The following is a 22,304-nucleotide window of genomic DNA, read 5'->3' as shown; positions in this document are numbered from 1 at the left end:
ACCGAACAACTCCCCCGAATATCGCAATGGCCACATTTACCCGGATACTCCGCTTACCGCGTTGACCTCGGCGCCGACCTACACAGCCGTGTATCGATGTAGAAGTCTTTCCAAGCACGCTTGCGATTGGTTAAATACCTTCAACTTTTCGCCTCGCCTGCGCCCGAAGGGCTCATCGATGAAGACCGGATACGCACGTAGCCTGGCCATCCTGACCGCGGCGGCACTGGCCGCCCCGATCCTGCTCACGGCGACTCCCGCCAGCGCCGCGACGGTGACCGTGGACAACGCCACCGCCGGCCGCTTCACCGCCAGCGCCAACTGGGGTACGTCCACCTGGTCCACCGACCGGCAGGGCCCCGACTACCGCTTCGCCACCCCCGACACCACCGCCAGCGACGCCGCCTGGTTCAAGGTCAACGTCCCGAGCGCCGGCAGTTACCTGGTGGAGGTCTTCTACCCCGCCGACCCCGGTTACAACAACGCCACCCCGTTCATCGTCGCCGCCACGAACGGCAACCAGAGCATCGCGGTCAACCAGCGGACCAACGGCGGCCGGTGGGTCGCCCTGGGCACCTTCCCGCTCGCCGCCGGGGACTACAACGCGGTCGGCGTCAGCCGGTGGACCAACGGCACCGGGTACGTCGTCGCCGACGCGGTCCGGATCACCACCGCCACCGGTGGCGGCACCAGCTTCTCGATGCCGCTCCCCAAGTCCGCGCTGCCGCGCAGCGAGTACGACGACCCGCACCACGACTACCCGGCGATCGACCTGCCGGTGCCGACCGGCACCGCCGCGTACGCCGTCCGGGCCGGCACCGTGGTCCGGATCAACGACAGCAGTTGCGGCCAGGGCATCAACCTGACCGGCACCGACGGGGCGGTCTACACGTACTGCCACTTCTCCGCCTGGTCGGTGGCGTCCGGTGCCACCGTCACGGCCGGACAGCGGATCGGCTCGACCGGCAACACCGGCAACTCGACCGGCCCACACCTGCACTTCGGCATCCGCACCAGCGGTACCCTCCGCTGCCCGCAGAACTTCCTGCTGGCTCTCTACGACGGCGTCACCCCGCCGGCCGCGACCAGCCTGCCCACCAGCGGTTGCAGCTACTGACCCGGTAACCGGGCACCGTCCGGCCACCCCGCCCCGGCCGGACGGTGCCCGGCCCGATGTCCGAGCCGCGCACACCGCCGGACGGTGCCCTACCTCACCTCCGGGTCGGGCACCGCAAGCGCGGTCAGTTCCTGCGGGCGACCAGCACGTCCCGGACGATCGCCTGGTCGACGCGGTGGCCGAACTCCAGGTACGGGCCGTCGTCCAGCACCTCCAGCCCGGCGTCGGCGAGGATCCGGGCCGCCTCGGACCGACGGGCCACGTTGGTGTTCCAGGAGATGCCGAGCGCGCCACCGGGCCGGAGCAGGTCCGCCCAGACCGGCACCGCCTCGGCGAGCAGGTCGAGCGGGCTGCGCGCCAGCCCCCGCCCGGCGCTCCGGCTGCCGTGCTGTACGCCGTACGGGGCGTCCGCCACCAGGACGTCCTGGGTGCCGGGCCGGAAGAACTCGCCACTGCGCACCGTGTCCGCCTGCACCACGTCCAGCAGTTGGGTCTGCCCCGCCCGGTAGGACTCCTTGTCGGCGGCCAGGCTGACCTGCAACCGGCGGGCCACCACCTGCCGGTTTCGGCGTACCGGCCCGGACTCGGCCCGGTGCTTCACCCGCTTACGCTTCAGCCACGTCTGGATGTACGTCGAGTACGCCTCGAAGTCGGTCCGGTCGTGGTCCACCCCGGCGGCGTCGTACCCGTACATCAGCGCCTGGTTGAGCGTGGTGCCCCGGCCGCAGAGCGGGTCGAGCACCCGGATCTTCCGGTCCAGCATCTCGGGGGCGAACGCCGAGCCGAGCAGCGTCACGTTGAGCAGCAGTTTCGTGAACTGCTCGTTGGTCTTGCCCGGGTACTTCGGGATGGTCAGCAGGTCGTCGTCGAAGCGGTCCAGCGGGCGCAGCTCGACCGGCCGGAGCAGCCCACCGGTGACCTCGAACAACACGTAGATCGACGACAGGTTCGCCAGGTACGCGACGTCCCGTTCGTCGAGCCGGTCGGCGGCGAAGGTGACGTAGCGGACGCCGCCGAGCACCGTCTCCGTGATGTCGGAGAGCCGGCCGCCGAGCACGGCCCGGTCGAAGACCGCCAACTCGGCCCGGGTCAGCGCGACCGAGGCGTCCGCGTAGACGCGGTTCGACGACGGGGAAATCAACAACGCGTACTGGCTCATCTGCCCTTCCGGCAATTCGCGTGGCTGCGACCGGTAGATGGTAGACGGCCGCCCGGAACCGCTCCGGGCGAGGTCAGCAGTGGTGTCGGGACGGCGGCGGATACTTGCGGCAATTGATGGATGACCGGCCGTGCCGCACCGGGTTAGCCTTCCCCGATGATCTATGCCGACTGTTCCGTTCCGGGCATGATCCCGGAGCCGACCACCCCCGAGTCCGGCAGGTGACGTCGATGAGACCACAGTTCCTTTCGCGCAGACCGACGATGTCGGGCCGGTTGAGGATCGCCGGGCTGGCCACGCTCGCCCTGGTAGCCGGGATGCTGACCCTGGCCCAGCCCGGCCGGGCCGCCGCCGAGCCCGAGGTCGGCAGTGCCCGCCTCGTTCCGCTCCAGGTCACCGGCCCGGCCAGCGAGCGGCTCAACCTGATCCTGCTCGGTGACGGCTACACCGCCGCCGAGCTGCCGAAGTTCCACGCCGACGTGGACCGGCACATGAACGTGCAGTGGAGCATCGAGCCGTACCGCAGCTACCGGAACTACTTCAACGTCTACGTGATCGAGATCGTCTCCGGTGCCTCCGGCATCCGCTGCGACCCGGACGACGACCCGCCGGACCCGAACCGGATCACCCCGCTCGGGCTGCACTACTCGGACGGCTGCACCAACCCGTTGGCCCGGGGCATCACCTTCCAGCAGTACGGCACCCAGGCGCTGAACCGCTATCTCCAGCAGCTCGTCGCCCCGCTCGGGGTGACCGCCAACAACCGGCAGATCCTGGCGATCGCCAACACCGACACGTACGGCGGGATCGGCGGCACCAACGCCACCACCTCGGGCGGCGCACCGCAGGGACCGCTGATCAGCCCGCACGAGCTGGGCCACTCCCTCGGACAGTTGCAGGACGAGTACCCGTACTCGAACCGGCCCGACCCCGGCGGACCGTACTGCACCACCAACTGCGCGGAGCCGGACTCCCGGCACCACACCCGGCTCACGGAACAGCAGATGATCGACCAGCAGGCGAAGTGGTGGCGCTGGCTCGGCGAGGAGAGCGAGTCCGGCGGGAAGATCGGCCGCTACGAGAGCGGCATGTACTCCACCTCCGGCGTCTGGCGGCCCAGCGAGCACTCCATCATGCGTTGGATCGGCTTCCACTACGACCAGGTCAGCCGGGAGATCATGACGCAGCGGATCTCCGGTCGGCGGGGCACCAACGCGCTGGCGCTCTCCTCGACCCCGACGGACCGGGCGGTCGGGCGCGACGACGTGCTCTGGGTGGAGACTCCGCATCCGGCCTACCACGAACTGGACGTGCGCTGGGCGGTCGACGGTGTGGCGGTGCCGGACACGAACAACAGCCGGAACCTCGACCTCGCCGACCTGGACGTCCAGCCCGGCGACGTCGTACGGGTGACGGTCTCGGACCCGACCGAGTTCGTCCGGGACCCGGCGATCCGCAACGGGCCGGCGTTCACCCAGAGCCGGCAGTGGACGGTCGGCGCCGAGCCGACCGCACCGTCGCCGGTGGACGTGGCGTTCACCGCCTCCACCCAGACCGACGAGCGCTCGGTCGGCGGCCAGGACGTGGTGTACGTCGAGACCACGCACCCGGTCGACCGGGTGCTGGACGTGACCTGGCGGCTGGACGGCAAGGTACTGGCCAACCCGCACAACAGCCGTAACCTCGACCTCGGGGCGCTGCGGCTGGTGCCGGGCAGCTACCAGCTCACCGCCACGGTGACCGATCCGGCCGCGCCGGGCGGCGACTCGGACACCCGGACCTGGACCGTCGACAACATCGAGGCGGGCACCACGGCGACGCTGTCGACCCCGGTCACGACGCTGCCGGGCGCCACCCCGCACCCGGTCTACTTCGAGCGGTTCACGATGGGGCTCGACCCGACCGACGACCGGCCCGGGTTCACCGTCGGCGAGTTCCGGCTGGACCGGGACGGCTGGTTCAACTACTTCGGCTGGCCCGACGCCCCGGCCGGTACGCCGTTCCTGTTCACCCCGACCGGTACGGTCGTCAAGTCGCTGGTCTACGGCAACCTCGGCTCGGGCGGGCTGTCCAAGGCGGTCTTCGAGGAGACCGAGCCGGGCTACGGCACGCACACCGTCGAGCACCGGGCGATCGACGCGGCCGGCAACATCGGCTCGGCGGACGAGTTCAAGGCCACCGTACTGCCCGGTTCGTCACCGGCCTGCACCAGGACGATCTCCGGGGCCCAGGCCGGCAACCTGACCGTCGACAGCGGGGTGACCTGCCTGCGGGACGCGCGGGTGGCCGGCCGGATCAGCGTACGTCCGGGGGCCTCGCTGGTCGTCTCGGGCGGCACGGTGGCCGGCGGGATCAGCACCGACCGGGCCGCCGTGGTGCAGTTTCTCGGCACCACGGTCAGCGGATCGGTCCAGGTCAGCGGGACGACGGGCTCGGTCACGAGCGCCGGCAGCACGTTCAGCGGCGCGGTCCGGTTGACCGGCAACGCGGCCGGTGCACACGGGCTGACGCTGGCCGGCAACCGGATCACCGGCGCGCTCTCCTGCACCGGCAACGGCACGGTCGCCGACTTCGGCGCCCGCAACGAGGTCCGGGGGCTGCGCTCCGGCGACTGCGCCCGGCTCTGACCTGACGCGGTGACACCTGTGGTGGGGCGGTGCCCCGGCATCGTCCCACCACAGGCGGCCCGAGCCGTCAGGGCCGGCGCAGCACGCCACCGTACTCGTAGAACCGGGTCTCCTCGGCACCCTTGCCCAGGTAGGGGCGGAGCGCCTCGTCGACCGGCGCCAGCGGCGGCTGGTCGGGATCCGGGCGCCACGTCTTGACGTCGACCAGCCCCGGCTCGACCGGCTCGAAGTCGCGGACGAACTCGGCCACCTCGTCGACCATCCGGTTCTTCCAGGTGATGCCCATCTTCGCCACCATCGCGTTGCCGGCGTCCACCCCCGCCTGGTCCGTACCGGCCAACTGCGAGTAGCACAGGTAGCTGTCCGAACTCATCGCCTCGCGGATCACTGCGAGTAGGTGCCGGATCTTGTCGTCGTCGACGATGGAATGGGTCACGGAGAGCAACAGCACTCCGACCGGCCGAGAGAAGTCGATCATCTTGCGGACGTCCTCGTCGGCCAGGATCCGCTCCGGCTCGGTGACGTCGGCGGCGATCACCCGGGTCGTCTCGTCGTCGGCCAGCAGGGCACGCCCGTGCGCCAGCACGATCGGGTCGGAGTCGACGTAGACCACCCGGGCGCCGGGCTGGAACCGCTGCGCCACCTGGTGCACGTTCGCCTGGGTCGGCAGCCCGCTGCCCAGGTCGAGGAACTGCTGGATGCCCAGGTCACGGGCGAGGAACCGGACCGCCCGGTAGAGGAAGAGCCGGTTCTCCCGGGTCACGTCCAGACTGGCCGGATACTGCGAGTTGACGAACTGCACCGCCGCCCGGTCCACCGGGAAGTTGTCCTTGCCGCCGAGGGAATAGTCGTACATCCGGGCGGAGGTCGGGACGTCGATCGGGAAGGCGGGGTAGCCTCCGTCGTTGGGGGCGGTCACGAGAGGTCGGGGGCGGTCACGAGATCAACTCTCCGTACGGATCAGGGGGACGGAACACCAGGGTATCCCCTCCGTCGACCCTCGCTTTGCGAGCGTTGATCGGATCGCGTGTCACGCTCCGTGCCGGAAGGCGCCGCCCCTGGCGGACTCAGCGACCGCAGCCGACCCGGTGCGGGGCGAGGGCGATGTCGTCCAGCCACAGGTCGAAGTGGTCCGGCGTGGGGCCACCCTGGTAGAGCTGCCAGCCGATCTTCACCGTGTCGGCCCGGGGCAGCACGAAGTCGACCGGGTTGCCGCCGTGTTCGGTGGTGTTCACCGTCATCTCCGGCTGGGCGACGCCGTCGATCCAGACCGCGACCCGGTTGTCGGCGGCGTCCCACTGCCACTCGAAGCACTGCCACCGGTCCTCGACGGTCGGCGCGGACTCCCGCCAGTTGGTCCAGTCGCCGGTCGGGCCGCCGTCGGCGCCGATCCCCCAGTACGACGCGCCGAGCGGTGGGGCCCACTGGCCGCCGATCGGCCGGACCACCTCGGCGCTGCCCGGACCGGTCGCCTCCACGAGGGTGAAGTGCGCCCAGTCGGGTGCGGTCGGGAAGGCGTCCACCTTCAACCGGATCCGGCCGTAGAAGCTGTTGCCGGGTGCGGCGAAGTCGTCCACCTTGAGAAAGGCCCGGCCGTTCCCCTCGGTGTGCACCCGCAGCACCTTGTCACGCCGCTGCCGCTCGACGGTCAGCGTCCCGTCCTTGGTGTCGATCCCCCAGGCCAGCGACGCGGCGCCGCCGGTCGGCAGCCGTTCGAAGTCCTCGCAGAACAGCAACGTACGCGGACCGCAGGCGCCTGGACCGCCACCGCCGTGCCCGGACGGGCCGTCGCCGGCCTGCGCGGCGCCGCCGCTGGCGAGCACCGCGACGGCGGTGAGGAGGATCAGGGGAACCCGCTTCGTCAACCCGGCCATGGCGCAGAAGCATGACAGATATCGATGGAGGTCGCTACCCCGCCTCAACTGGTGGGCGGCGAGGGGCGGCGGCACGCATCCCACAACCGGCAGAACCGGTACGGTGACGTCGCCGCTCTTGTACCGTCCGAACCAACGGCCCGCCACAGTAGCGGCCGGCGGGGCGTCACCCAGTCCGCTACCTGGGATGGGATCCACCGTGCCCGACGTCGACCCGTACTTCGCCCAGACCCTCCGTCGACTCCGACTCGACCGTGGCCTGTCGCTGCGCGACCTCGGTCGGCTGGCTCATCGCGCCAAGAGCCACCTGCACGAGTTGGAGACCGGTCGGAAGCAGCCCAGCACGGAAGTCGCCCACCACCTTGACCAGGTTCTGGACGCGAACGGCCGCCTTGCCTCGCTTGTCGCGGCATCGACATCGGACCGGGACGAGGCCGAGGCGCTGGAACTGCTCCGCCTGGCCGACGCAAGTGGCGTAGGCGCGGATGTGCTCGACCACATCGAGCGCGCGGTCGACGATCTGGCGAGCGGGTACGCGACGACCCGTCCTACGGATCTGCTTCCTCAGGTCCGGCAGGCTCTGGCCCAGATCGGCAGGCTGTTGGGCAGCCGGTGCACGCTCGAACAGCACCGTCGGCTGCTCGTGGCCGGCGGATGGTTGGCACTGCTCCGGGCCACCGTGCACATCGACCTGCGGCAGCGGGCGGCGGCGGATCGACACCTGGCCGCAGCCGCGCAACTTGCCGGTCACGCCGAGCACCGGGAGATCCAGGCGTGGTGCCTGGAGACCCGCGCATGGGAGGTGTTGACCGGCGGCGACTACCGCCGGGCGCTCGACCTGTCCCGGCAGGCGCAGGCTGTGGCACCACGGGGCAGTTCGGCGTACATCCAGGCGACCGCCCAGGAGGGGCGCGCCTGGGCACGGATGGGACACCGACGCGAGACCCGTTCGGCGCTGGACCGGGTCGCCCGACTGGCTTCCCCGCTGCCGCCCCCTGACCGCCCCGAACACCACTACCGGTACGACCCGGGCAAGGCACTGTCGTACACCGCGACGACGCTGGCCTGGGTCGGCGACCCTGCCGCCGAGAGGTACGCCCGCGAGGTGGTCGCGGATCTCGACGGCGCCGGCCGGCCGAGACGTACGGCGTCGGCACGGCTCGACCTCGGCTTGGCGTTACTGGCCGCAGGCAAGCCCGACGAAGCTTCAGCCGTAGCCGAAGCCGCGATCACGTCCGGCAGGGTGGTGGCGTCGAACTGGTGGCGCGCGACGGAGGTCGTCACCCGGGTCGAGGGCACCGGCATCAGCGAGGCACGAGATCTTCGAGATGCCTACGAGACGTACCGGCCGTATCGCTGACGTCTCCCACGCCGCCAGCGGACGGCGGCCTACGCCAGCGGACGGCCTTACCCTGGCCTGGCACCCTGCGTTGCTCTGAGACTACCGACAGGAAAGCGTGATCGGGCTCCCAGCGGAGCCCACCGCACACGCCTTCCGGCCGGTCCGGGCTTGGTCCCCCGTTCAGGCCCGGACCGGCGCCGAATCAGGTGGAGAGTGGCGCTCCGTGATCTGAGATCCGGGGCGCCACGACCGGAAGGAGCGTGATGGTGACTATTCCGGAGCTGCTGGCCACAGACCAGCGGATATTCGAGGCGCACACCAACGGCGGCCGGTGCGACGAGTGCGCTCCTCGAGGTGGGTGCATGGCACTGCTCGGCGCGGTACGCCGACGGACCGACCAGGAGTGGTTGCGGAGCCACGCGGCGGCGATCCTGATGAACGCAACCTGGCCGAGCCCGGACGGGACGCCGTGAGCATGGTGCCGGAGGAACCGGAGGGATCCCCGAGCACCGCCGCCCACCGCATTGTCCGCGAGCACGCCGAGGGCGACTGCCGGCACTGCCGCGACCGGCGCTGCTGGATGCTGGAGTGGGCGTTGAAGGTGACGATCCTGGAAGCCGGCAAGGTCCCGGACGACCTGGAGTGGCCGGTCAGGTTGGCGGCCCGCCGGGTGGCCGAAGTGCACTGGCCCGGCGACGACGGGCTCTGCTCCCCATGTCTGCTGCCGGACTGCGAGCCCGGCGGAATCGCCTTGACCTGGTTGAACACGGTGCACGACTCGTGGATGCCACCGATACCGAACCCGCGCATCGAGCGGGCGTTGCGGGGGCCAACCCCGTCGGTGGCCGACCTCCGCCGGATCACCGGCCTGGGGTCGGACGGACGCGACGTGTACGGATCGGAAGCCGGACCGGATTGACCGATCGCGATCATTCGAGCACGATCGGTACGAATGCGGGCCGACAGAGCGTCGACATCGACGATCTTCTTTGGTTAACTGGGAGGCCCCGGCCGTGTTCCGGTGCCCCACCGCACCGCGCGTACCCGTACGCGCCCCGCACCGGCCGGCGGCACGTCCGGAGGTGTGTCATGAGTAGTGGGTCCGGATCGGGCTCGCCCCCTGTCGACTTCCCACCGTCCACAGTGTCCCGGCGCGGGGTGCTGCGCGGTACCGCCGTCGCGTCGGCCGGACTGGCCGTCGGCAGCACCGCCGGGACGGCGATCGACACCGGACTCGCGGCGCCGGCCGTGGCGGCACCGGCACCCGAGCCGGCCGGCACGGCGACCGTCGAGATCGCACTGGTGGTCAACGGCCGTACCGAGCGGCTGCGGGTCGACGCCCGGGTGACCCTGCTGGACGCGCTGCGCGAACGGCTCGGCCTGACCGGCTCGAAGAAGGGCTGCGACCGGGGCCAGTGCGGCGCCTGCACGGTGCACGTCGACGGTCGCCGGGTGCTCGCCTGCCTGACCCTGGTGGCGGCCACCGCCGGCCGCCGGGTCACCACCGTCGAGGGCCTGGCCGACGGCGACCAACTGCACCCGGTACAGCAGGCGTTCATCGACTGCGACGCCTTCCAGTGCGGGTTCTGCACCTCCGGGCAGATCATGTCGGCGGTGGCGCTGCTCGACGAGGGGCACACCGGCTCGGACGACGAGATCCGCGAACACATGTCCGGCAACATCTGCCGCTGCGGGGCGTACGAGAACATCGTGGCGGCGGTCCGGCAGGCGGGAGCGGACCGGTGAGGCCCTTCGAGTACGCGAGCGCGCAGAGCGTGCCGCAGGCGCTGGCCGGCGGCGGTACCGGCACGGCGTACCTGGCCGGCGGGACGACCCTGGTGGACCTGATGAAGCTGGAGGTGATGACCCCGCAGCGGGTGGTCGACATCAACCGGCTGCCACTGCGCGGCGTCTCGGCCGACCGGGACGGGCTGCACATCGGCGCACTGGAACGGATGACCGACGTCGCCGGACACCCACTGGTCGGCACGGGCTATCCGGTGATCGCCCAGGCTCTGCTGCGCAGCGCGTCGCCGCAGTTGCGCAACATGGCGAGCATCGGCGGCAACCTGCTGCAACGGGTCCGCTGCGGATACTTCCGGGACACCAGTACCCCGTGCAACAAGCGGCAGCCCGGTTCCGGCTGCCCGGCCGTCGACGGCGAGAACCGGGGGCACGCCATCCTCGGCACCAGTGACTCCTGCGTCGCCACCCACCCCAGCGATCTGGCGGTGGCCCTGGTCGCGCTGGACGCCCGGGTCCGGCTGACCGGCCGCACCGGAACCCGGGACGTCCGGCTCGCCGACTTCTACCTGCTGCCCGGGGACACCCCGGAGCGGGAACACGACCTGCGCCCTGGCGAACTGGTCACCCGGATCACGGTGCCGGCGCTGCCCTGGGCGACGCGGTCGGCGTACCTGAAGATCCGGGACCGGCAGTCCTACGAGTTCGCGCTCGCCTCGGCGGCGGTGGCGCTGGACCTGCGCGGTGGCGTGATCCGGGACGTACGGGTGGCGGTCGGCGGGGTCGGCACCCGGCCGTGGCGGCTGCCGACGGTGGAGGACGCGCTACGCGGCAAGGCGGCCCGGCCGGAGGTGTACGAGGCGGCAGCCGCACTCGCCGTCGAGGCGGCCCGCCCGCTGGCGCACAACGGGTTCAAGACGACGCTGGTCCGGCGCACCATCGTGCGCGCCCTGACGAACCTGGGAGGATCGAGGTGAGCGGCACCGCACGGACGGTCTCGGTCAACCGGGTCGACGGCCGACTCAAGGTCACCGGCGCCGCCCGGTACGCCGCCGACCAGCCCGTCGAGCGGCTCGGCTACGGCTACCTGGTGCTCAGCACCGTCGCCCGGGGCACCATCCGGGCGATGGACGTCGCCGCCGCCGAACGCTCCCCCGGGGTGCTGGCGGTCTACACCCCCTTCCAGTCACTGGCCCTGCGCGGCGGGGGCAACCCGTTCAGCGTCGGGCACAGTTGGCTGCCGTTGCAGGACGCCGAGGTGCGCTACCACGGCCAGGCGATCGGGCTGGTCGTGGCGGAGACGTTCGAGCAGGCCCGGGACGCCGCCGCGCTGGTCCGGGCCGACTACGAGGTACGCCCGGCGGCGGTCTCCTTCACAGACGGCATTCCGGGGGCCACCGACCCGGGCCCGTTCATGGGCGAGCCGGCCCGGCTGGAGTTCCTGGCCGACGGGGTCGACTCGATCGACGAGGCGCTGGCGGCCAGCGAGGTGACCGTCACCGGCACCTACCAGCAGCCGGGCAAGCACCACAGCGCGATGGAGCCGCACGCCTGCGTGGCCGACTGGCAGGGCGGGCAACTCGTGCTCTACAGCGGCACCCAGAGCACCTCGCTGACGGTCGGCACGATGGCAGCGGCACTGGGCATCGAGGCGGCCCAGGTGCGGGTGGTCAGTCCACACGTCGGCGGCGGCTTCGGCAACAAGATCGCCACCTGGGCACATCCGCTGCTCGCGGCGGCTGCCGCGCGTACCCTGGGCCGGCCGGTGAAGGTGGTGCTGACCCGGGAGCAGACCTTCACGGTCAGCGGCAACCGTTCCGCCGTACGCCAGACGGTCAGCCTCGGCGCCCGCCGCGACGGCACCCTGGTCGCGGTCAAGCACCAGGTGTGGTCCAGCCAGTCCGCCTCGGGCGGCATCTTCGAGAGTTCGGCGCACACCACCTCGCGCTACCTCTACAAGACGGAGAACCTGCACCTGGACCAGAAGATCGTGACGCTGGACGTACCGCCGCCGACCTGGATGCGGGCGCCCGGCCAGGAGTCCGGCTCGTTCGCCCTGGAGACGGCGCTCGACGAACTCGCCACCGAACTGCGGCTGGACCCGGTCGAGCTGCGGCTGCGCAACAATGCCACCGTCTATCCCGGCCGGAACGTGCCGTGGTCGAGCAAGCACCTGGCCGAGTGCTACCGGGTCGGGGCACAGCGGTTCGGCTGGGACCGCCGCAACCCGGTGCCGGGCGCCGTCGTACGCGGCGAGTGGCTGGTCGGGATGGGGACGGCGACCGCCAACTATCCGGGCGAGCGGTTCCCGGCCTCGGTGCAGGTACGGTTCCAGCCGGACGGGGACGTGTCGGTCTCCAGCGCCACCGCCGACCTCGGCACCGGGATGTGGACCGTGCTGGCCGTACTCGGCGCGCAGGCGCTCGGCCTGCCGATCTCCCGGGTCCGCAGCGACCTCGGCGACTCCACCCTGGCCGCCAACATCGGAGCGTTCGGCTCGGGGGCCACCGCGAGTACCGGACCGGCGGTGGCCGCCGCCGCGCAGGCCGCGATCACCGCGCTGATCACCCTCGCCGTCACCGACGAACGCTCGCCGCTGCACGGCGTACCCGCCGCCGACGTCCGGTACGACCAAGGGCAACTCGTCGCCCCCGACCAGCGGATCGCCTTCCCGGACCTGTTGCGCGCGGTCGACTCGCCCGGTGTCGGGGCGACCGGCACCGCCGCCCCCGGCCCGGAGCACGGGCAGCACGCGTTCACCTCGTTCGGCGCGCACTTCTGCGAGGTCCGGGTCAACCGGTTCACCGGCGAACCTCGGCTGAGCCGGATCACCACCGTGATCGACGGCGGCGCGATCATCAACGCCAAGACCGCCCGCAGCCAGATCGTCGGCGCCGTCATCTTCGGCATCGGCCAGGCGCTGCTGGAGGGTGCCGTCGTCGAGCCGGAGACCGGCCGGATCGCCAACGGCAACTTCGCCGACTACCTGCTGCCGGTGAACGCCGACGTCCCCGCGATCGACGTGCACTTCCTGAACCACCCGGACCTGCTGTTCAACCCGTTGGGTGCCCGGGGCATCGGCGAACTGGGCACGGTCGGCGTCGCCGCCGCGATCGGCAACGCCGTGCACAACGCCACCGGCCGGCGGATCCGCGAGCTACCGATCACCCTGGACAAGCTGCTCGCCTGACCCCGGCGGCCCGCCCGACGGCCGCGCCCCGCCACCGGGAGGCAGCACCTCGGCAGAAGGTCGCACTTCAGCAGGAGGCGGGGCCTCGGCAGAAGGCAGCACCCCGGCAGAACGCAGCAGCTTTGCGGGAAGCGGCGCCTCGGCAGAGGGTGGCGGGCCACCCCGGGACGGCGCGGGCCGGCGGCGGCGCCGGGCGAGGAGCGCCGGCAGCCAGGGGGCCGCGCCGACCAGCACCAGCAGGGTGAGCAGCGGCAGTCGCCACCAGCCGGAGATCGATTCCGGCGGAGCGGCGGCGGGCGCCGACACCCATGGCCTGGCCGTCTTCGACCAGGCCAGGAAGGCGTCGCCGATCGGCATCGCACCGAAGGCGTACCGCTTGGACCACGGAGTGTCCACGGGTACGCCGGCCAGCTCGCCGTAGTTCGCCAGTGCGCCGGCGAGGGCGGCGTCGCCGTGCACCTGGGCGGTGCCCAGGGTCACCACGGTCGCGGAGAGGCTGACCCCGAGCAGCAGCGGGCCGGAGTCGACGTCACCCGGGCCGGACATCCCCGTCGGGTACTCCCGGACGGCCGGGCCGAGCCCGAGCGGGGTGGGCACGAACCGGTCCCGGAAGCCGAGATACTGCTCGCGGGCGAAGGCCGGGTCGACGTCGACCAGGAAGCGCAGGAGCATGCTCTGCGACGTGGCCCGGGCCACCTCCACCGGCTCCCCGGTCTCCGCGTCGACCCGGTGCGGCAGCAGCCCGGTCCCCGGATCGAGCCGCTGGCGCACCCCGGCCAGCCAGCGGTCGACGGTACCGCCGAACCGGGCCGGCAGCAGTGCGTCGTGCAGCCGCAGCGAGGCGACCGCCACGGTGGAGTCGACCGGCCACGCCTGTCCCGGGTACGCCGGCAGGTACGGCGACGCCGACGCGTCGAAGGCCGCCCCGAGCGCGACCGAGTCGTCGGTGAACCGGGCCAGTTCGGCCGGATCGCGGGACCGATCGGGTTGCAGGCTCAGTACCCCGCCGCGCAGCCAGTTGGCCCAGCCCCGGTAGAAGACCCCGTACGACGGGGTGAGGTCGGGGCTGAACGGTTCACGGCCGGCCGGTGAATCCAGCCGGTCCAGCGCCCAGCGCGCCTCCCGCAGCGCGGTTTCCCGGTCGTCCTCGGCCGCCCGCTGACCCAGCTCGACCCAGCTCAGCCCGTAGAGGGTGTGCAGGAAGAAGTAGCCCTCGGGAAAGAGCTGCTGTGCGGCCGTACCGGCGCCGCTGTCCAGTTCGGCGCGGAGGAAGGAGAGCTGGCGGCGTACCCCGGGCGGGTCGGCGGTGGGACCGGCCGTGGCGGGCGCGACCAGCCGGACCACCCCGATCGCCGCGCCGGCCGTGACCACGACGGCGAGGAACAGGTACGACCAGCGCAGCACCCGGCGCGCGACGGATCTTCCGGACACCCCGCCGAGGCTAGGTCGTCTGTCAAGATGGGCCGGTCGAGCGTTTGCCGATCCGCGAGGAGGATGCCGGTGACCTGGGCGGATATCCGCGACTACTGCCTGGCGAAGCCGGGCGCCTGGCCGGACGAGCCGTGGGACGGCGACGTGGTGGTCAAGGTCGGACCGAAGATCTTCGCCTTCCTGGGCCAGGAGTCGCGGTCGGCCGTCGGCGTCAAGTGCGGCCCGAACCGGGAGGTGGCCGACGAGTGGCTGCTCCGGTTCCCCGACGACGCGTCGGTGATGGCCTACATCGGCCGGTCCGGCTGGAACACCCTGCGGATCGGCGCCGGCATCCCCGACGACGAACTGTGGGAGGCGGTCGACGCCTCCTACGCCGCCGTGGTGGCCAAGCTGCCGAAACGCGACCGCCCGACGACCTGACCGCCACAGCGGGGGCCGTCGGGCGGGGCCGAGCGTGCTCAGTCAGCCGTTCACCGGGGACGAGCCGATCGCCGATTGCCCGCCGGCCGAGCGTCAGCCGATCGGCGGTCGCTCGCTCGCCGGTCGAGCGTCAGCCGTTCGCCGGCCGTCAGCCGTTCGCGGGTGCTGGCAGGGCCGGCCCGACCACTGCGGCGGGTACCGGCTCGTCGGTCTGGGCCGGCTGTTCGGTGCCGGCCCGACGGAGGTCGCGGACGGTCCGGCGGCCGGAGGGCACCAGCAGCGCCGCCGCCATCGCGGCCAGGGACAGCACGGTCAGCATCGCGAAACCGGCGGTGAAGGCGGCCTCCCGGGGCAGGCCGTTCGGCTGCGGATGTGCGGTGACGATGCTGCTCATCACGGCCGCGCCGATCGCGCCGCCGATGGTGCGGATGTTGGCGTTCATCCCGGTCGCGGCCCCGGTCTGGCTGCTCGGGACGCTCCGGACCACGAGGTTGGTCATCGACGAAAAGGCCAGCCCGATGCCGAGGCCGAAGAGCCCGGCGGCGGCCGCGATCTGCCAACGGGCGTCGTGGGCGAAGACCAGCGAGGCGCCGGAAAGCGTGCTGAGCGCGGTACCGGTGGCAAGCTGGGCGCGGGCGCTGAACCTCGGCTCCAGCCGCCCGCTGACCAGCCCGGCCACGAACATGGTGACCAGCATCGGCAGCATCAGCAGTCCGGCGGAGGTGATGCTGGCGCCGAAGCCGTAGCCGGCACTGGTCGGGGTCTGCACGAACTGCGGCAGGAAGGCGTAGATGGCGAACATCGCCGCGCCGTAGAGCAGCGCCACCAGGTTGGTGGTCCACACCCCGGGGTGGCGCATCATCCGCATGTCGATCAGCGGATTGGCCGAGCGGCTCTCCACCAGTACCCAGGCGACCAGGCCGGCGAGGCCCAGGGCCAGCAGTCCGAGCACCCTGCCCGATTCCCAGCCCCACACCGGGGCCTTGCTGACGCCGAGCAGCAGCGCGACCAGCCAGCCCGACAGGAGTACGGTGCCCGGCCAACTGATCCGTCCGGTGGACCGGACCGGCGACTCGGGCACGAGGAGGTACGCGGCCACCGCCGTCGCCGCCACGACGACCAACGGGATCCAGAACAGCCAGCGGTAGTCGAGGGCGGCCACGATCGGCCCGGCGGTCACCACGCCGAGGCCGCCGCCGACGGCGATGATCGCCGACATCGCGCCGACGGCCGAGGGCATCCGGTCGGCCGGGAACTCGTCGCGGATGATCCCGAACGAGAGTGGGAAGACGGCACCGCCGACACCCTGCACGACCCGGGCCAGCAGCAGTACGCCGATGTTCGGGGCGAGCGCGGCCAGCAGCGAGCCGGCGGCGATGGCCAGCAGTGAGACCACCAGCATGCGTTCCTTGCCGACCAGGTCGCCGATCCGGCCGAAGATCGGCGTGAAGATCGACGCCGACAGCAGGTACGCGGTCAGCACCCAGGTGACGGTGTTCTGCGAGGTGTGCAGGTCGTGCTGGATCGTCGGCAGCACCGGGCTGATCAGCGACTGCAACATCGCGAAGAACCCGGCGCCGGCGGCGAGCACGGCGAAGGTCAGCCGCCGGGAGGCGGGACGGGTGAAGCGGGTCACGGATGGATCCCCCAGTGTTCGTTGCTCCGGGAACCGGTCGGGTCGGATGCGCGTCGGCGACTGTCGAGTCGGTCGGCGACGTTCCGTCCGGTGGGATCGCGATCGTCCGGTTGGATCGCGCGCGTCGGCCGGTCCGAGGTACGGTATGCGGAGGCACGGCTCCGGAAGTTACCGGAGGGGTGCCTCCGGATTAACGTAGCGGAGGGATGCCTCCGCCTGCAACCGAGACGGGGTGAGGTGTGTCATGACCAGCTCCGGTCCGGTCTCCGCGAACCTCGCCCGCCGGCCCAAACGGGCCGACGCGCGGCGGAACTACCAGGCACTGGTCTCGGCCGCCCAGGAGGTGTTCGCGGAGCACGGCGCGGCCGGGTCGCTGGAGGAGGTGGCCCGTCGGGCGGGAGTCGGGATCGGCACCCTCTACCGGCACTTCCCCACCCGCCGCGACCTGTTCGAGAGCCTCTACGTCGACGAGGTCGAGGCGCTCTGCCGGACCGCCGCCGAGCTGGCCGACCTGCCGCCCTGGGAGGCGCTCGCCGGCTGGCTGCGCCGCTTCGTCGGCTACACCGTGACCAAGCGGGCCCTCGCCGAGGAACTGACGCACGACTCGGACTTCTTCCGGACCTGCCGGACCGAGATCTACACGGCGGGCGAACCGCTGCTGGCCCGGGCCCAGGCGGCCGGGGTGGTCCGGTCGGACGTGACCTTCGACGACACGGTACGGCTGCTCAGCGGGATCACCAAGGTCCAGTACACCGATCCGGGGCAGCTCGAACGGGTGCTCGGCGTCGCGTTGGACGGCCTGCGCGCCCCCGGCTCCACCACCGCCCCGACCCGATAGCCGCCCCCGCCCCCGGGTCAGCGGGTGTGCAGGTGGCGGATCGCGGCCGTCAGAGCCGGGCCGTCGAGGTCGGCGTCGGTGACCAGGGCCTGGAGCATCGCCCCGTCCAGCAGCGCGACGACGGCGCGGGCCGCCTCCAGGCCGAGCCTCGGCTCCAGCAGGTCGCGGAAACCGTGCAGCCACGCCTCGGCGAGCGGGCGCAGCGCGGGATCGCGGGCCGCCGCGAGATAGAGGTCGTACTCCAGCCGGACCCGCCGCCGGTCGGTCAGGTACTCCTCGACCAGCCCGGTCAGTCCGGCGCCTCCTGCGGGTAGAGCCTGGTCACGTACTCGGCCACGCAGCACGGCTTGCCGCCCCGATCCGGTTCGACGGTGGCCCGGACGACCACCTGCACCCCGCCCGGCGCCGGTTCGACCTGGAGCAGTTCGGCGGTACACCGCACCGCGTCACCGGTGCGCAGTGGCGCGGGGAACCGCACCCGGTTCAGCCCGTAGTTGATCCCCATCCGGATCCCCTCGACCCGGTAGAGGTCGCCGAGCAGCACCGGCAGCAGGGAGAGGGTGAGGAACCCGTGCGCCACCGTCGTCCCGTACGGGCCGGTGGCGGCGCGCTCCGGGTCGACGTGGATCCACTGGTGGTCACCGGTCGCCTCGGCGAACGCGTTCACCCGGTCCTGCTCGATCCGGTGCCACGGGCCGGGTCCGAGTTGCTCGCCGACCGCCCCGGCGAGTTCCTTCAGCGAGCCGAACGTCCTCATTCCAGGTGCCCTCCGAGCTTGGTGTACCCGCGGAGCAGGTCCCGCGAGATGATCAGTCGTTGCATCTCGTCCGTGCCCTCGAAGATGCGCAGCAGCCGGACCTGCCGGTACCAGCGTTCGATCGGCAGTTCACGGGTGTAGCCCATGCCGCCGTGGATCTGCAACACCCGGTCGACCACCCGGTTGATCATGCCTGCGCCGTAGAGCTTCGCCATCGAGCTGGCGTGCCGGGGGTCGCGCCCGGTGTCGACCGTCCAGGCGGCCCGGAGAACCAGCCAGCGGGCCGCCTCCAACTCGGTCTCCGAGTCGGCGATCATCCACTGGATGGCCTGGTTCGCCCCGATCGGCCGGCCGAACGTCTCCCGGGTGTTGGCGTAGTCGATCGCCATTCCGAGCGCCCGTTCGGCGATGCCGAGGGCGTGCGACGGGATCAGGTAACGCCCCTTGCCGATCCAGCGCATGCCGAGGGTGAAGCCCTGGCCCAGCTCGCCGAGGATGTTGCGGTGCGGCACGCGTACGTCGTCGAAGACCAGCGACGCCGGCCCGCCCTCCCCCATGGTCTGGATCGGTTCGGACTTCCAGCCCATCGCCCGGTCCACCAGGAACGCGGTCGCGCCGCCGTCGTGCACCTTCCGGTCCGGATCGGTGACCGCGACGACGATGGCGAAGTCCGCGTCGTTGCCGTTGGTGATGAACGTCTTCTCGCCGTTGAGCACCCAGTCGTCGCCGTCCCGCCGGGCCCGCAGCCGGATGTTGGCGACGTCCGACCCGGCGCCCGGTTCGGTGATGGCGAAGCAGGAGATCCGCTCGCCCTCGATGGTCGGGACCAGGAACTCGGCGCGCTGCGCGGCGTCCGCCTCGAAGAGGATGTTGTCCGCCTCGCCACCGAACCGGAACGGCACGAAGCTGCGGCCGGTCTCGGTCCAGAGCAGCGACTGGGTGACGGCGGGCAGCGCCATCCCGCCGTACTCCTCCGGGGTGTCCAGGCCCCAGAAGCCGAACGCCTTCGCCTTGAGTTGCAGTTCCCGGAGTTCGTCGCGGCGCAGTCCGGGCTGGTGGGCCCGTTCCCGGCGCAGCACCTCCGGCTCCAGCGGCATCACCTCGTTGCGGACGAAGGCGCGGGCGGTGTCCCGGATCGCCCGCTCCTCCTCGCTGAGTGAGAAGTCCATGGTGTCGTCGTCCTCCCCTCGGGCTGGCCGCTAGCGCGCACCACCGTTGACGTAGAGGGTCTGGCCGCTGACGTACGACGCGTCGTCGCTGGCCAGGAAGGCGATCACCGCCGCGACCTCCTCGGGCTGGCCGACCCGGCGCAGCGGGGTCTGCTCGGCGGCGAACTTCTGGTGCTCGGCCGGGGTGGCGCCGACCCGCTCGGCGGTGGCCGCGGTCATCGCGGTGGCGATGTAGCCGGGCGCGACCGCGTTGACGCTGATGTTGAACGGGCCGAGTTCGATCGCGAGGGTGGCGGTGAGCCCCTGCACCCCGGCCTTGGCCGCCGCGTAGTTGACCTGGCCCCGGTTGCCGAGCGCGGAGCGGCTGCTGAGGTTGACGATCCGGCCGTACTTTGCTGGCACCATGTGCCGCTGCGCGGCCTGGCAGCAGTGGAACATGCTGGTCAGGTTGGTGGTGATGACGGAGTCCCACTCGTCGGCCGGCATCTTGAACAGCAGGTTGTCCCGGGTGATCCCGGCGTTGTTCACGAGTACGTCCAGTCGGCCGTGTGCCGCCACGATCTCGTCGAAGGTGGCCGAGACCGCCGCGCCGTCGGTGACGTCGCAGCCGTACCCGATGGCTTTTCCGCCGGCCTCGACGATCTCGTCGGCGGTCTGCCGCGCCCGCTCGGCGGCCAGGTCGACGACGGCCACGGTGGCTCCCTCGGCGGCCAGCCGCCGCGCGGTGGCCGCACCGATCCCCTGGGCCGCCCCGGTGACGACGGCGACCCGGTCGGCGAATCTGCCCACTGTTGCACTCCTCGCTCTGCGTGCGGGAACCCGGCAGGACTCCTTCGGGCGAAGGGCTTCCTGTCCGCTACCCCGGGCCGGCGGTGTCCCGGCCGTTGCCCGCTAAACTAGCGCTGGAAGTTTTCCCGCGCCAGTCCCCCGGGCGCCGTGGACGCCACCGACGGCGGCCCGGCGTCTGCGGACCAGGCAGCCAGCGGGCCGGTCCGGCAACGGATTCCGGTCACCGAGAAGAAGGGCGAACGCGCATGCCCCGACCCCGCCAGGCCCTGTTGAGCCGGCAGCGGATCGTCGACGCCGCCGCCGCGCTCGTCGACGCCGAGGGCCTGGAGGCGCTCTCCACCCGCCGACTGGCGACCGCGCTCGGGGTACGTGGCCCGTCGCTCTACAACCACTTCGCCACCAAGGACGAGATCCTCGACGCGGTGGCCGACGCCATCACGGCAGAGGTCGACGTCTCGTTCTTCGCCACCCACGACTGGCGGGCCGCGCTGCGACTGTGGGGACACTCCTACCGGCGGGCCCTGGCCGCACACGCCAACATCGTCCCGTACCTGGCCCAGGGGCCGGGACGCCGGCCGGCCGCACTGGCCATGGCGGACGCCGTCTACGGCGGGCTGGTCAAGGCCGGCTGGCCACCCGCACGGGCCACCCACATCGGGGCGCTGATGCGCTACTTCGTCGCCGGCTCGGCGCTCGGCTCGTTCGCCCGGGGCTTCGTCGAGGACCCGCAGCTCTACGCCGCGCACTACCCACACCTCAGCCAGGCGCACCGGCTCGCCGAGCACCAGCAGAGCGTCGACGAGGGCGCCTTCGCGCTCGGCCTGGACGCCCTGGTCGACGGCCTGGCCCAGACCTACGAACGGATCGTCGGCCCGCTGCCGCCACTCCCGTCCGCCGGGTCTCGCTGATCGGTCAGGAGCGGCCGTCAGCCCGGTGGCTCGGCGGCGCAGGGTCCGTCGTGCTCGGTCCGCAGGCCGCAGCGCCGGGCCTCGGACAGCAGCCGGTCACAACAGACCCGATGGCGTACGTGCGGCGCGTCCTCCGCGCAGACCGTGGTCTGCCCCGCGTCGATCTGCGGCAGGAAACCGACCGACCGGGCCAGCGCGTACGCCAGGTCCACCGCCCCGGCGAGGTCCGCGCTGGTCGCCGGAAGCTGGATGACGTACCGGGGAACCGCGCCCTCCCGCCCCGGTGACGCCGGCCCGGCGCTCCGGAGCGGTACGTCACAGATCCGTTCCACGATCCGGTTCGGTGCCGTACGGCGGCTCGGCCCCTGGCTGGAGACCCGGGCCGAGCAGATCTGCTCGTTCGACGCGATGCTGATGCCGGGACTGATGCAGACCCCGGAGTACGCCGAGGCGGTGATCCGCAACGCCGAGGGTGCTCGGGCCACCGCGTTCTCGGTCGGCAAGTGGATGCAGTTGCGGCTGGACCGCCAGCGGTGCTGGAACCCGCGTTCGGGGTGACCGTCTCGGCGGTACTCGACGAGAGCGTGCTCCGTCGCCCGGTCGGCGGCCCGGCGCTGATGCGCGGCCAACTCAAACACCTCGGCGAACTACTACGTCGACCCAATGTGGACGTCCGGGTGCTGCCCGCCACCGTCGGCCTGCACCCGGAGTCCAAGCGCTACGCGGAGGCGTACGCTCGATTGCAGCACATCGCGCTGGACCCGTCCGGGTCGGCGAAGCTGATCGCGACGATCGCGGAGGAGCTGTGATGAGCGATTCCCTGCCGGCAGTTGCCTGGCACATCAGCACGAAGAGCGCGAGCAACGGCGGGAGCTGTGTCGAGGCTGGGCCGGTACTGGACGGCTCCGGCCGGATCGCCGTACGGCACAGCAAGGCCCCGGACGCAGCGGTAATCGTCTACACCCGCGAGGAGTGGGACGCCTTCCTGGCCGGCGCCAAAGACGGCGAATTCGACTTCACCCCGCCCGCCTGACGGTTCGCGACGATCGCGGAGGAGCTGTGATGAGCGATTCCCTGCCAGCGGTTGCCTGGCACATCAGCACGAGAAGCAACAGCAACGGCGGAAGCTGCGTCGAGGCCGGTCCGGTACTGGACGGCTCCGGCCGGATCGCCGTACGGCACAGCAAGGCCCCGGACGCAGCGGTAATCGTCTACACCCGCGAGGAGTGGGACGCCTTCCTGGCCGGCGCCAAAGACGGCGAATTCGACTTCACCCCGCCCGCCTGACGGTCACCGGTCACCGG

The 22,304-nt window shown here is 71.7% G+C and carries 23 protein-coding genes and 1 pseudogene; 14 read left to right on the top strand and 10 right to left on the bottom strand.

Annotation, left to right across the window (positions count from 1 at the left end):
* Nucleotides 1–178: 178 nt before the first annotated feature.
* On the top strand, nt 179–1,117 hold the full coding sequence (locus Pen02_RS42800) for a golvesin C-terminal-like domain-containing protein (protein ID WP_203865716.1): 939 nt from the start codon (nt 179–181) through the stop codon (nt 1,115–1,117).
* 124 nt (nt 1,118–1,241) lie between these two features.
* Here the strand turns inward: Pen02_RS42800 and Pen02_RS10285 are convergent, their stop codons facing one another.
* A complete protein-coding gene (locus Pen02_RS10285) occupies nt 1,242–2,276 on the bottom strand; it encodes a TRM11 family SAM-dependent methyltransferase (RefSeq protein WP_203865715.1) in 1,035 nt (344 codons plus the stop codon).
* 230 nt (nt 2,277–2,506) lie between these two features.
* On the opposite strand from Pen02_RS10285, the gene Pen02_RS10280 reads away from it, so the two are divergent.
* Complete coding sequence (locus Pen02_RS10280) at nt 2,507–4,903, top strand: M64 family metallopeptidase (protein WP_203865714.1); 2,397 nt, start codon at nt 2,507–2,509, stop codon at nt 4,901–4,903.
* A gap of 67 nt (nt 4,904–4,970) precedes the next feature.
* On the opposite strand, the gene Pen02_RS10275 is transcribed toward Pen02_RS10280, so the two are convergent.
* Nucleotides 4,971–5,822 carry an SAM-dependent methyltransferase gene (locus Pen02_RS10275; protein ID WP_203865713.1) on the bottom strand — a complete coding sequence of 284 codons (852 nt, stop codon included), beginning with the start codon at nt 5,820–5,822 and terminating at the stop codon, nt 4,971–4,973.
* A gap of 148 nt (nt 5,823–5,970) precedes the next feature.
* On the bottom strand, nt 5,971–6,777 hold the full coding sequence (locus tag Pen02_RS10270) for a hypothetical protein (RefSeq protein WP_239140409.1): 807 nt from the start codon (nt 6,775–6,777) through the stop codon (nt 5,971–5,973).
* A 187-nt stretch (nt 6,778–6,964) separates the two neighbouring features.
* On the opposite strand from Pen02_RS10270, the gene Pen02_RS10265 reads away from it, so the two are divergent.
* The 6 genes from Pen02_RS10265 to Pen02_RS10240 all read left to right on the top strand — a co-directional run bounded on the left by Pen02_RS10265 (nt 6,965) and on the right by Pen02_RS10240 (nt 13,052).
* Complete coding sequence (locus Pen02_RS10265) at nt 6,965–8,137, top strand: NsdA family TPR-like regulatory protein (RefSeq protein ID WP_203865712.1); 1,173 nt, start codon at nt 6,965–6,967, stop codon at nt 8,135–8,137.
* A gap of 245 nt (nt 8,138–8,382) precedes the next feature.
* Nucleotides 8,383–8,592, top strand: a complete 210-nt coding sequence (locus Pen02_RS10260) for a hypothetical protein (RefSeq protein WP_203865711.1) — start codon at nt 8,383–8,385, stop codon at nt 8,590–8,592.
* On the top strand, nt 8,589–9,038 hold the full coding sequence (locus Pen02_RS10255; RefSeq protein ID WP_203865710.1) for a hypothetical protein: 450 nt from the start codon (nt 8,589–8,591) through the stop codon (nt 9,036–9,038). The genes Pen02_RS10260 and Pen02_RS10255 overlap by 4 nt, the downstream gene beginning before the upstream one ends.
* A 329-nt stretch (nt 9,039–9,367) precedes the next feature.
* A complete protein-coding gene (locus tag Pen02_RS10250) occupies nt 9,368–9,865 on the top strand; it encodes a (2Fe-2S)-binding protein (RefSeq protein ID WP_372445599.1) in 498 nt (165 codons plus the stop codon).
* Nucleotides 9,862–10,839, top strand: coding sequence for an FAD binding domain-containing protein (locus Pen02_RS10245; protein ID WP_203865708.1), 978 nt, complete (start codon nt 9,862–9,864; stop codon nt 10,837–10,839). The genes Pen02_RS10250 and Pen02_RS10245 overlap by 4 nt, the downstream gene beginning before the upstream one ends.
* Entirely contained in the window at nt 10,836–13,052 is a 2,217-nt protein-coding gene (locus tag Pen02_RS10240; RefSeq protein WP_203865707.1) for a xanthine dehydrogenase family protein molybdopterin-binding subunit, read from the top strand. Before Pen02_RS10245 ends, Pen02_RS10240 begins: the two co-directional genes overlap by 4 nt.
* On the opposite strand, the gene Pen02_RS10235 is transcribed toward Pen02_RS10240, so the two are convergent.
* The gene (locus Pen02_RS10235) at nt 13,020–14,483 is read right to left on the bottom strand and encodes a hypothetical protein (RefSeq protein ID WP_203865706.1); all 1,464 of its coding nucleotides are present in this window, start codon (nt 14,481–14,483) and stop codon (nt 13,020–13,022) included. The genes Pen02_RS10240 and Pen02_RS10235 overlap by 33 nt on opposite strands.
* Nucleotides 14,484–14,552: 69 nt before the next feature.
* On the opposite strand from Pen02_RS10235, the gene Pen02_RS10230 reads away from it, so the two are divergent.
* Complete coding sequence (locus tag Pen02_RS10230) at nt 14,553–14,903, top strand: MmcQ/YjbR family DNA-binding protein (RefSeq protein ID WP_203865705.1); 351 nt, start codon at nt 14,553–14,555, stop codon at nt 14,901–14,903.
* Nucleotides 14,904–15,051: 148 nt separating this feature from the next.
* On the opposite strand, the gene Pen02_RS10225 is transcribed toward Pen02_RS10230, so the two are convergent.
* Nucleotides 15,052–16,539, bottom strand: coding sequence for an MFS transporter (locus tag Pen02_RS10225; protein WP_203865704.1), 1,488 nt, complete (start codon nt 16,537–16,539; stop codon nt 15,052–15,054).
* A gap of 244 nt (nt 16,540–16,783) precedes the next feature.
* On the opposite strand from Pen02_RS10225, the gene Pen02_RS10220 reads away from it, so the two are divergent.
* On the top strand, nt 16,784–17,377 hold the full coding sequence (locus Pen02_RS10220) for a TetR/AcrR family transcriptional regulator (protein ID WP_203865703.1): 594 nt from the start codon (nt 16,784–16,786) through the stop codon (nt 17,375–17,377).
* A 17-nt stretch (nt 17,378–17,394) separates the two neighbouring features.
* On the opposite strand, the gene Pen02_RS10215 is transcribed toward Pen02_RS10220, so the two are convergent.
* From Pen02_RS10215 to fabG, 4 genes are read right to left on the bottom strand one after another with little or no spacing between them, the layout of a single operon-like run.
* Nucleotides 17,395–17,721: a TetR/AcrR family transcriptional regulator gene (locus tag Pen02_RS10215; protein WP_203865702.1), complete on the bottom strand. Its 327-nt coding sequence runs from the start codon at nt 17,719–17,721 to the stop codon at nt 17,395–17,397.
* Nucleotides 17,667–18,134, bottom strand: coding sequence for a MaoC family dehydratase (locus Pen02_RS10210; protein ID WP_203865701.1), 468 nt, complete (start codon nt 18,132–18,134; stop codon nt 17,667–17,669). The genes Pen02_RS10215 and Pen02_RS10210 overlap by 55 nt, the downstream gene beginning before the upstream one ends.
* Nucleotides 18,131–19,303 carry an acyl-CoA dehydrogenase family protein gene (locus Pen02_RS10205; protein WP_203865700.1) on the bottom strand — a complete coding sequence of 391 codons (1,173 nt, stop codon included), beginning with the start codon at nt 19,301–19,303 and terminating at the stop codon, nt 18,131–18,133. The genes Pen02_RS10210 and Pen02_RS10205 overlap by 4 nt, the downstream gene beginning before the upstream one ends.
* A gap of 30 nt (nt 19,304–19,333) precedes the next feature.
* Complete coding sequence (fabG, locus tag Pen02_RS10200; protein ID WP_203865699.1) at nt 19,334–20,092, bottom strand: 3-oxoacyl-ACP reductase FabG; 759 nt, start codon at nt 20,090–20,092, stop codon at nt 19,334–19,336.
* Nucleotides 20,093–20,337: 245 nt separating this feature from the next.
* On the opposite strand from fabG, the gene Pen02_RS10195 reads away from it, so the two are divergent.
* Nucleotides 20,338–21,000 carry a TetR/AcrR family transcriptional regulator gene (locus Pen02_RS10195; RefSeq protein WP_203865698.1) on the top strand — a complete coding sequence of 221 codons (663 nt, stop codon included), beginning with the start codon at nt 20,338–20,340 and terminating at the stop codon, nt 20,998–21,000.
* Between the two features lie 17 nt (nt 21,001–21,017).
* On the opposite strand, the gene Pen02_RS41700 is transcribed toward Pen02_RS10195, so the two are convergent.
* On the bottom strand, nt 21,018–21,485 hold the full coding sequence (locus Pen02_RS41700; protein WP_239140407.1) for a hypothetical protein: 468 nt from the start codon (nt 21,483–21,485) through the stop codon (nt 21,018–21,020).
* On the opposite strand from Pen02_RS41700, the pseudogene Pen02_RS10185 reads away from it, so the two are divergent.
* From Pen02_RS10185 to Pen02_RS10175, 3 genes and pseudogenes are all read left to right on the top strand, one after another.
* Nucleotides 21,409–21,809 (top strand): annotated as a pseudogene (locus Pen02_RS10185) (DUF5753 domain-containing protein). The gene Pen02_RS41700 and the pseudogene Pen02_RS10185 overlap by 77 nt on opposite strands.
* Nucleotides 21,809–22,033 carry a DUF397 domain-containing protein gene (locus tag Pen02_RS10180; RefSeq protein WP_203865696.1) on the top strand — a complete coding sequence of 75 codons (225 nt, stop codon included), beginning with the start codon at nt 21,809–21,811 and terminating at the stop codon, nt 22,031–22,033. The pseudogene Pen02_RS10185 and the gene Pen02_RS10180 overlap by 1 nt, the downstream one beginning before the upstream one ends.
* 29 nt (nt 22,034–22,062) lie before the next feature.
* Nucleotides 22,063–22,287 (top strand): DUF397 domain-containing protein, encoded by a 225-nt coding sequence (locus tag Pen02_RS10175; protein ID WP_203865695.1) that lies wholly within the window; start codon nt 22,063–22,065, stop codon nt 22,285–22,287.
* The last annotated feature ends 17 nt before the right edge of the window (nt 22,288–22,304 follow it).

The organism is Plantactinospora endophytica, assembly GCF_016862915.1.
Lineage (GTDB): Bacteria > Actinomycetota > Actinomycetes > Mycobacteriales > Micromonosporaceae > Plantactinospora > Plantactinospora endophytica.
The sequence above is the reverse complement of the archived record's forward strand: the minus strand, read 5'-3'. Positions and strand labels throughout refer to the sequence as shown.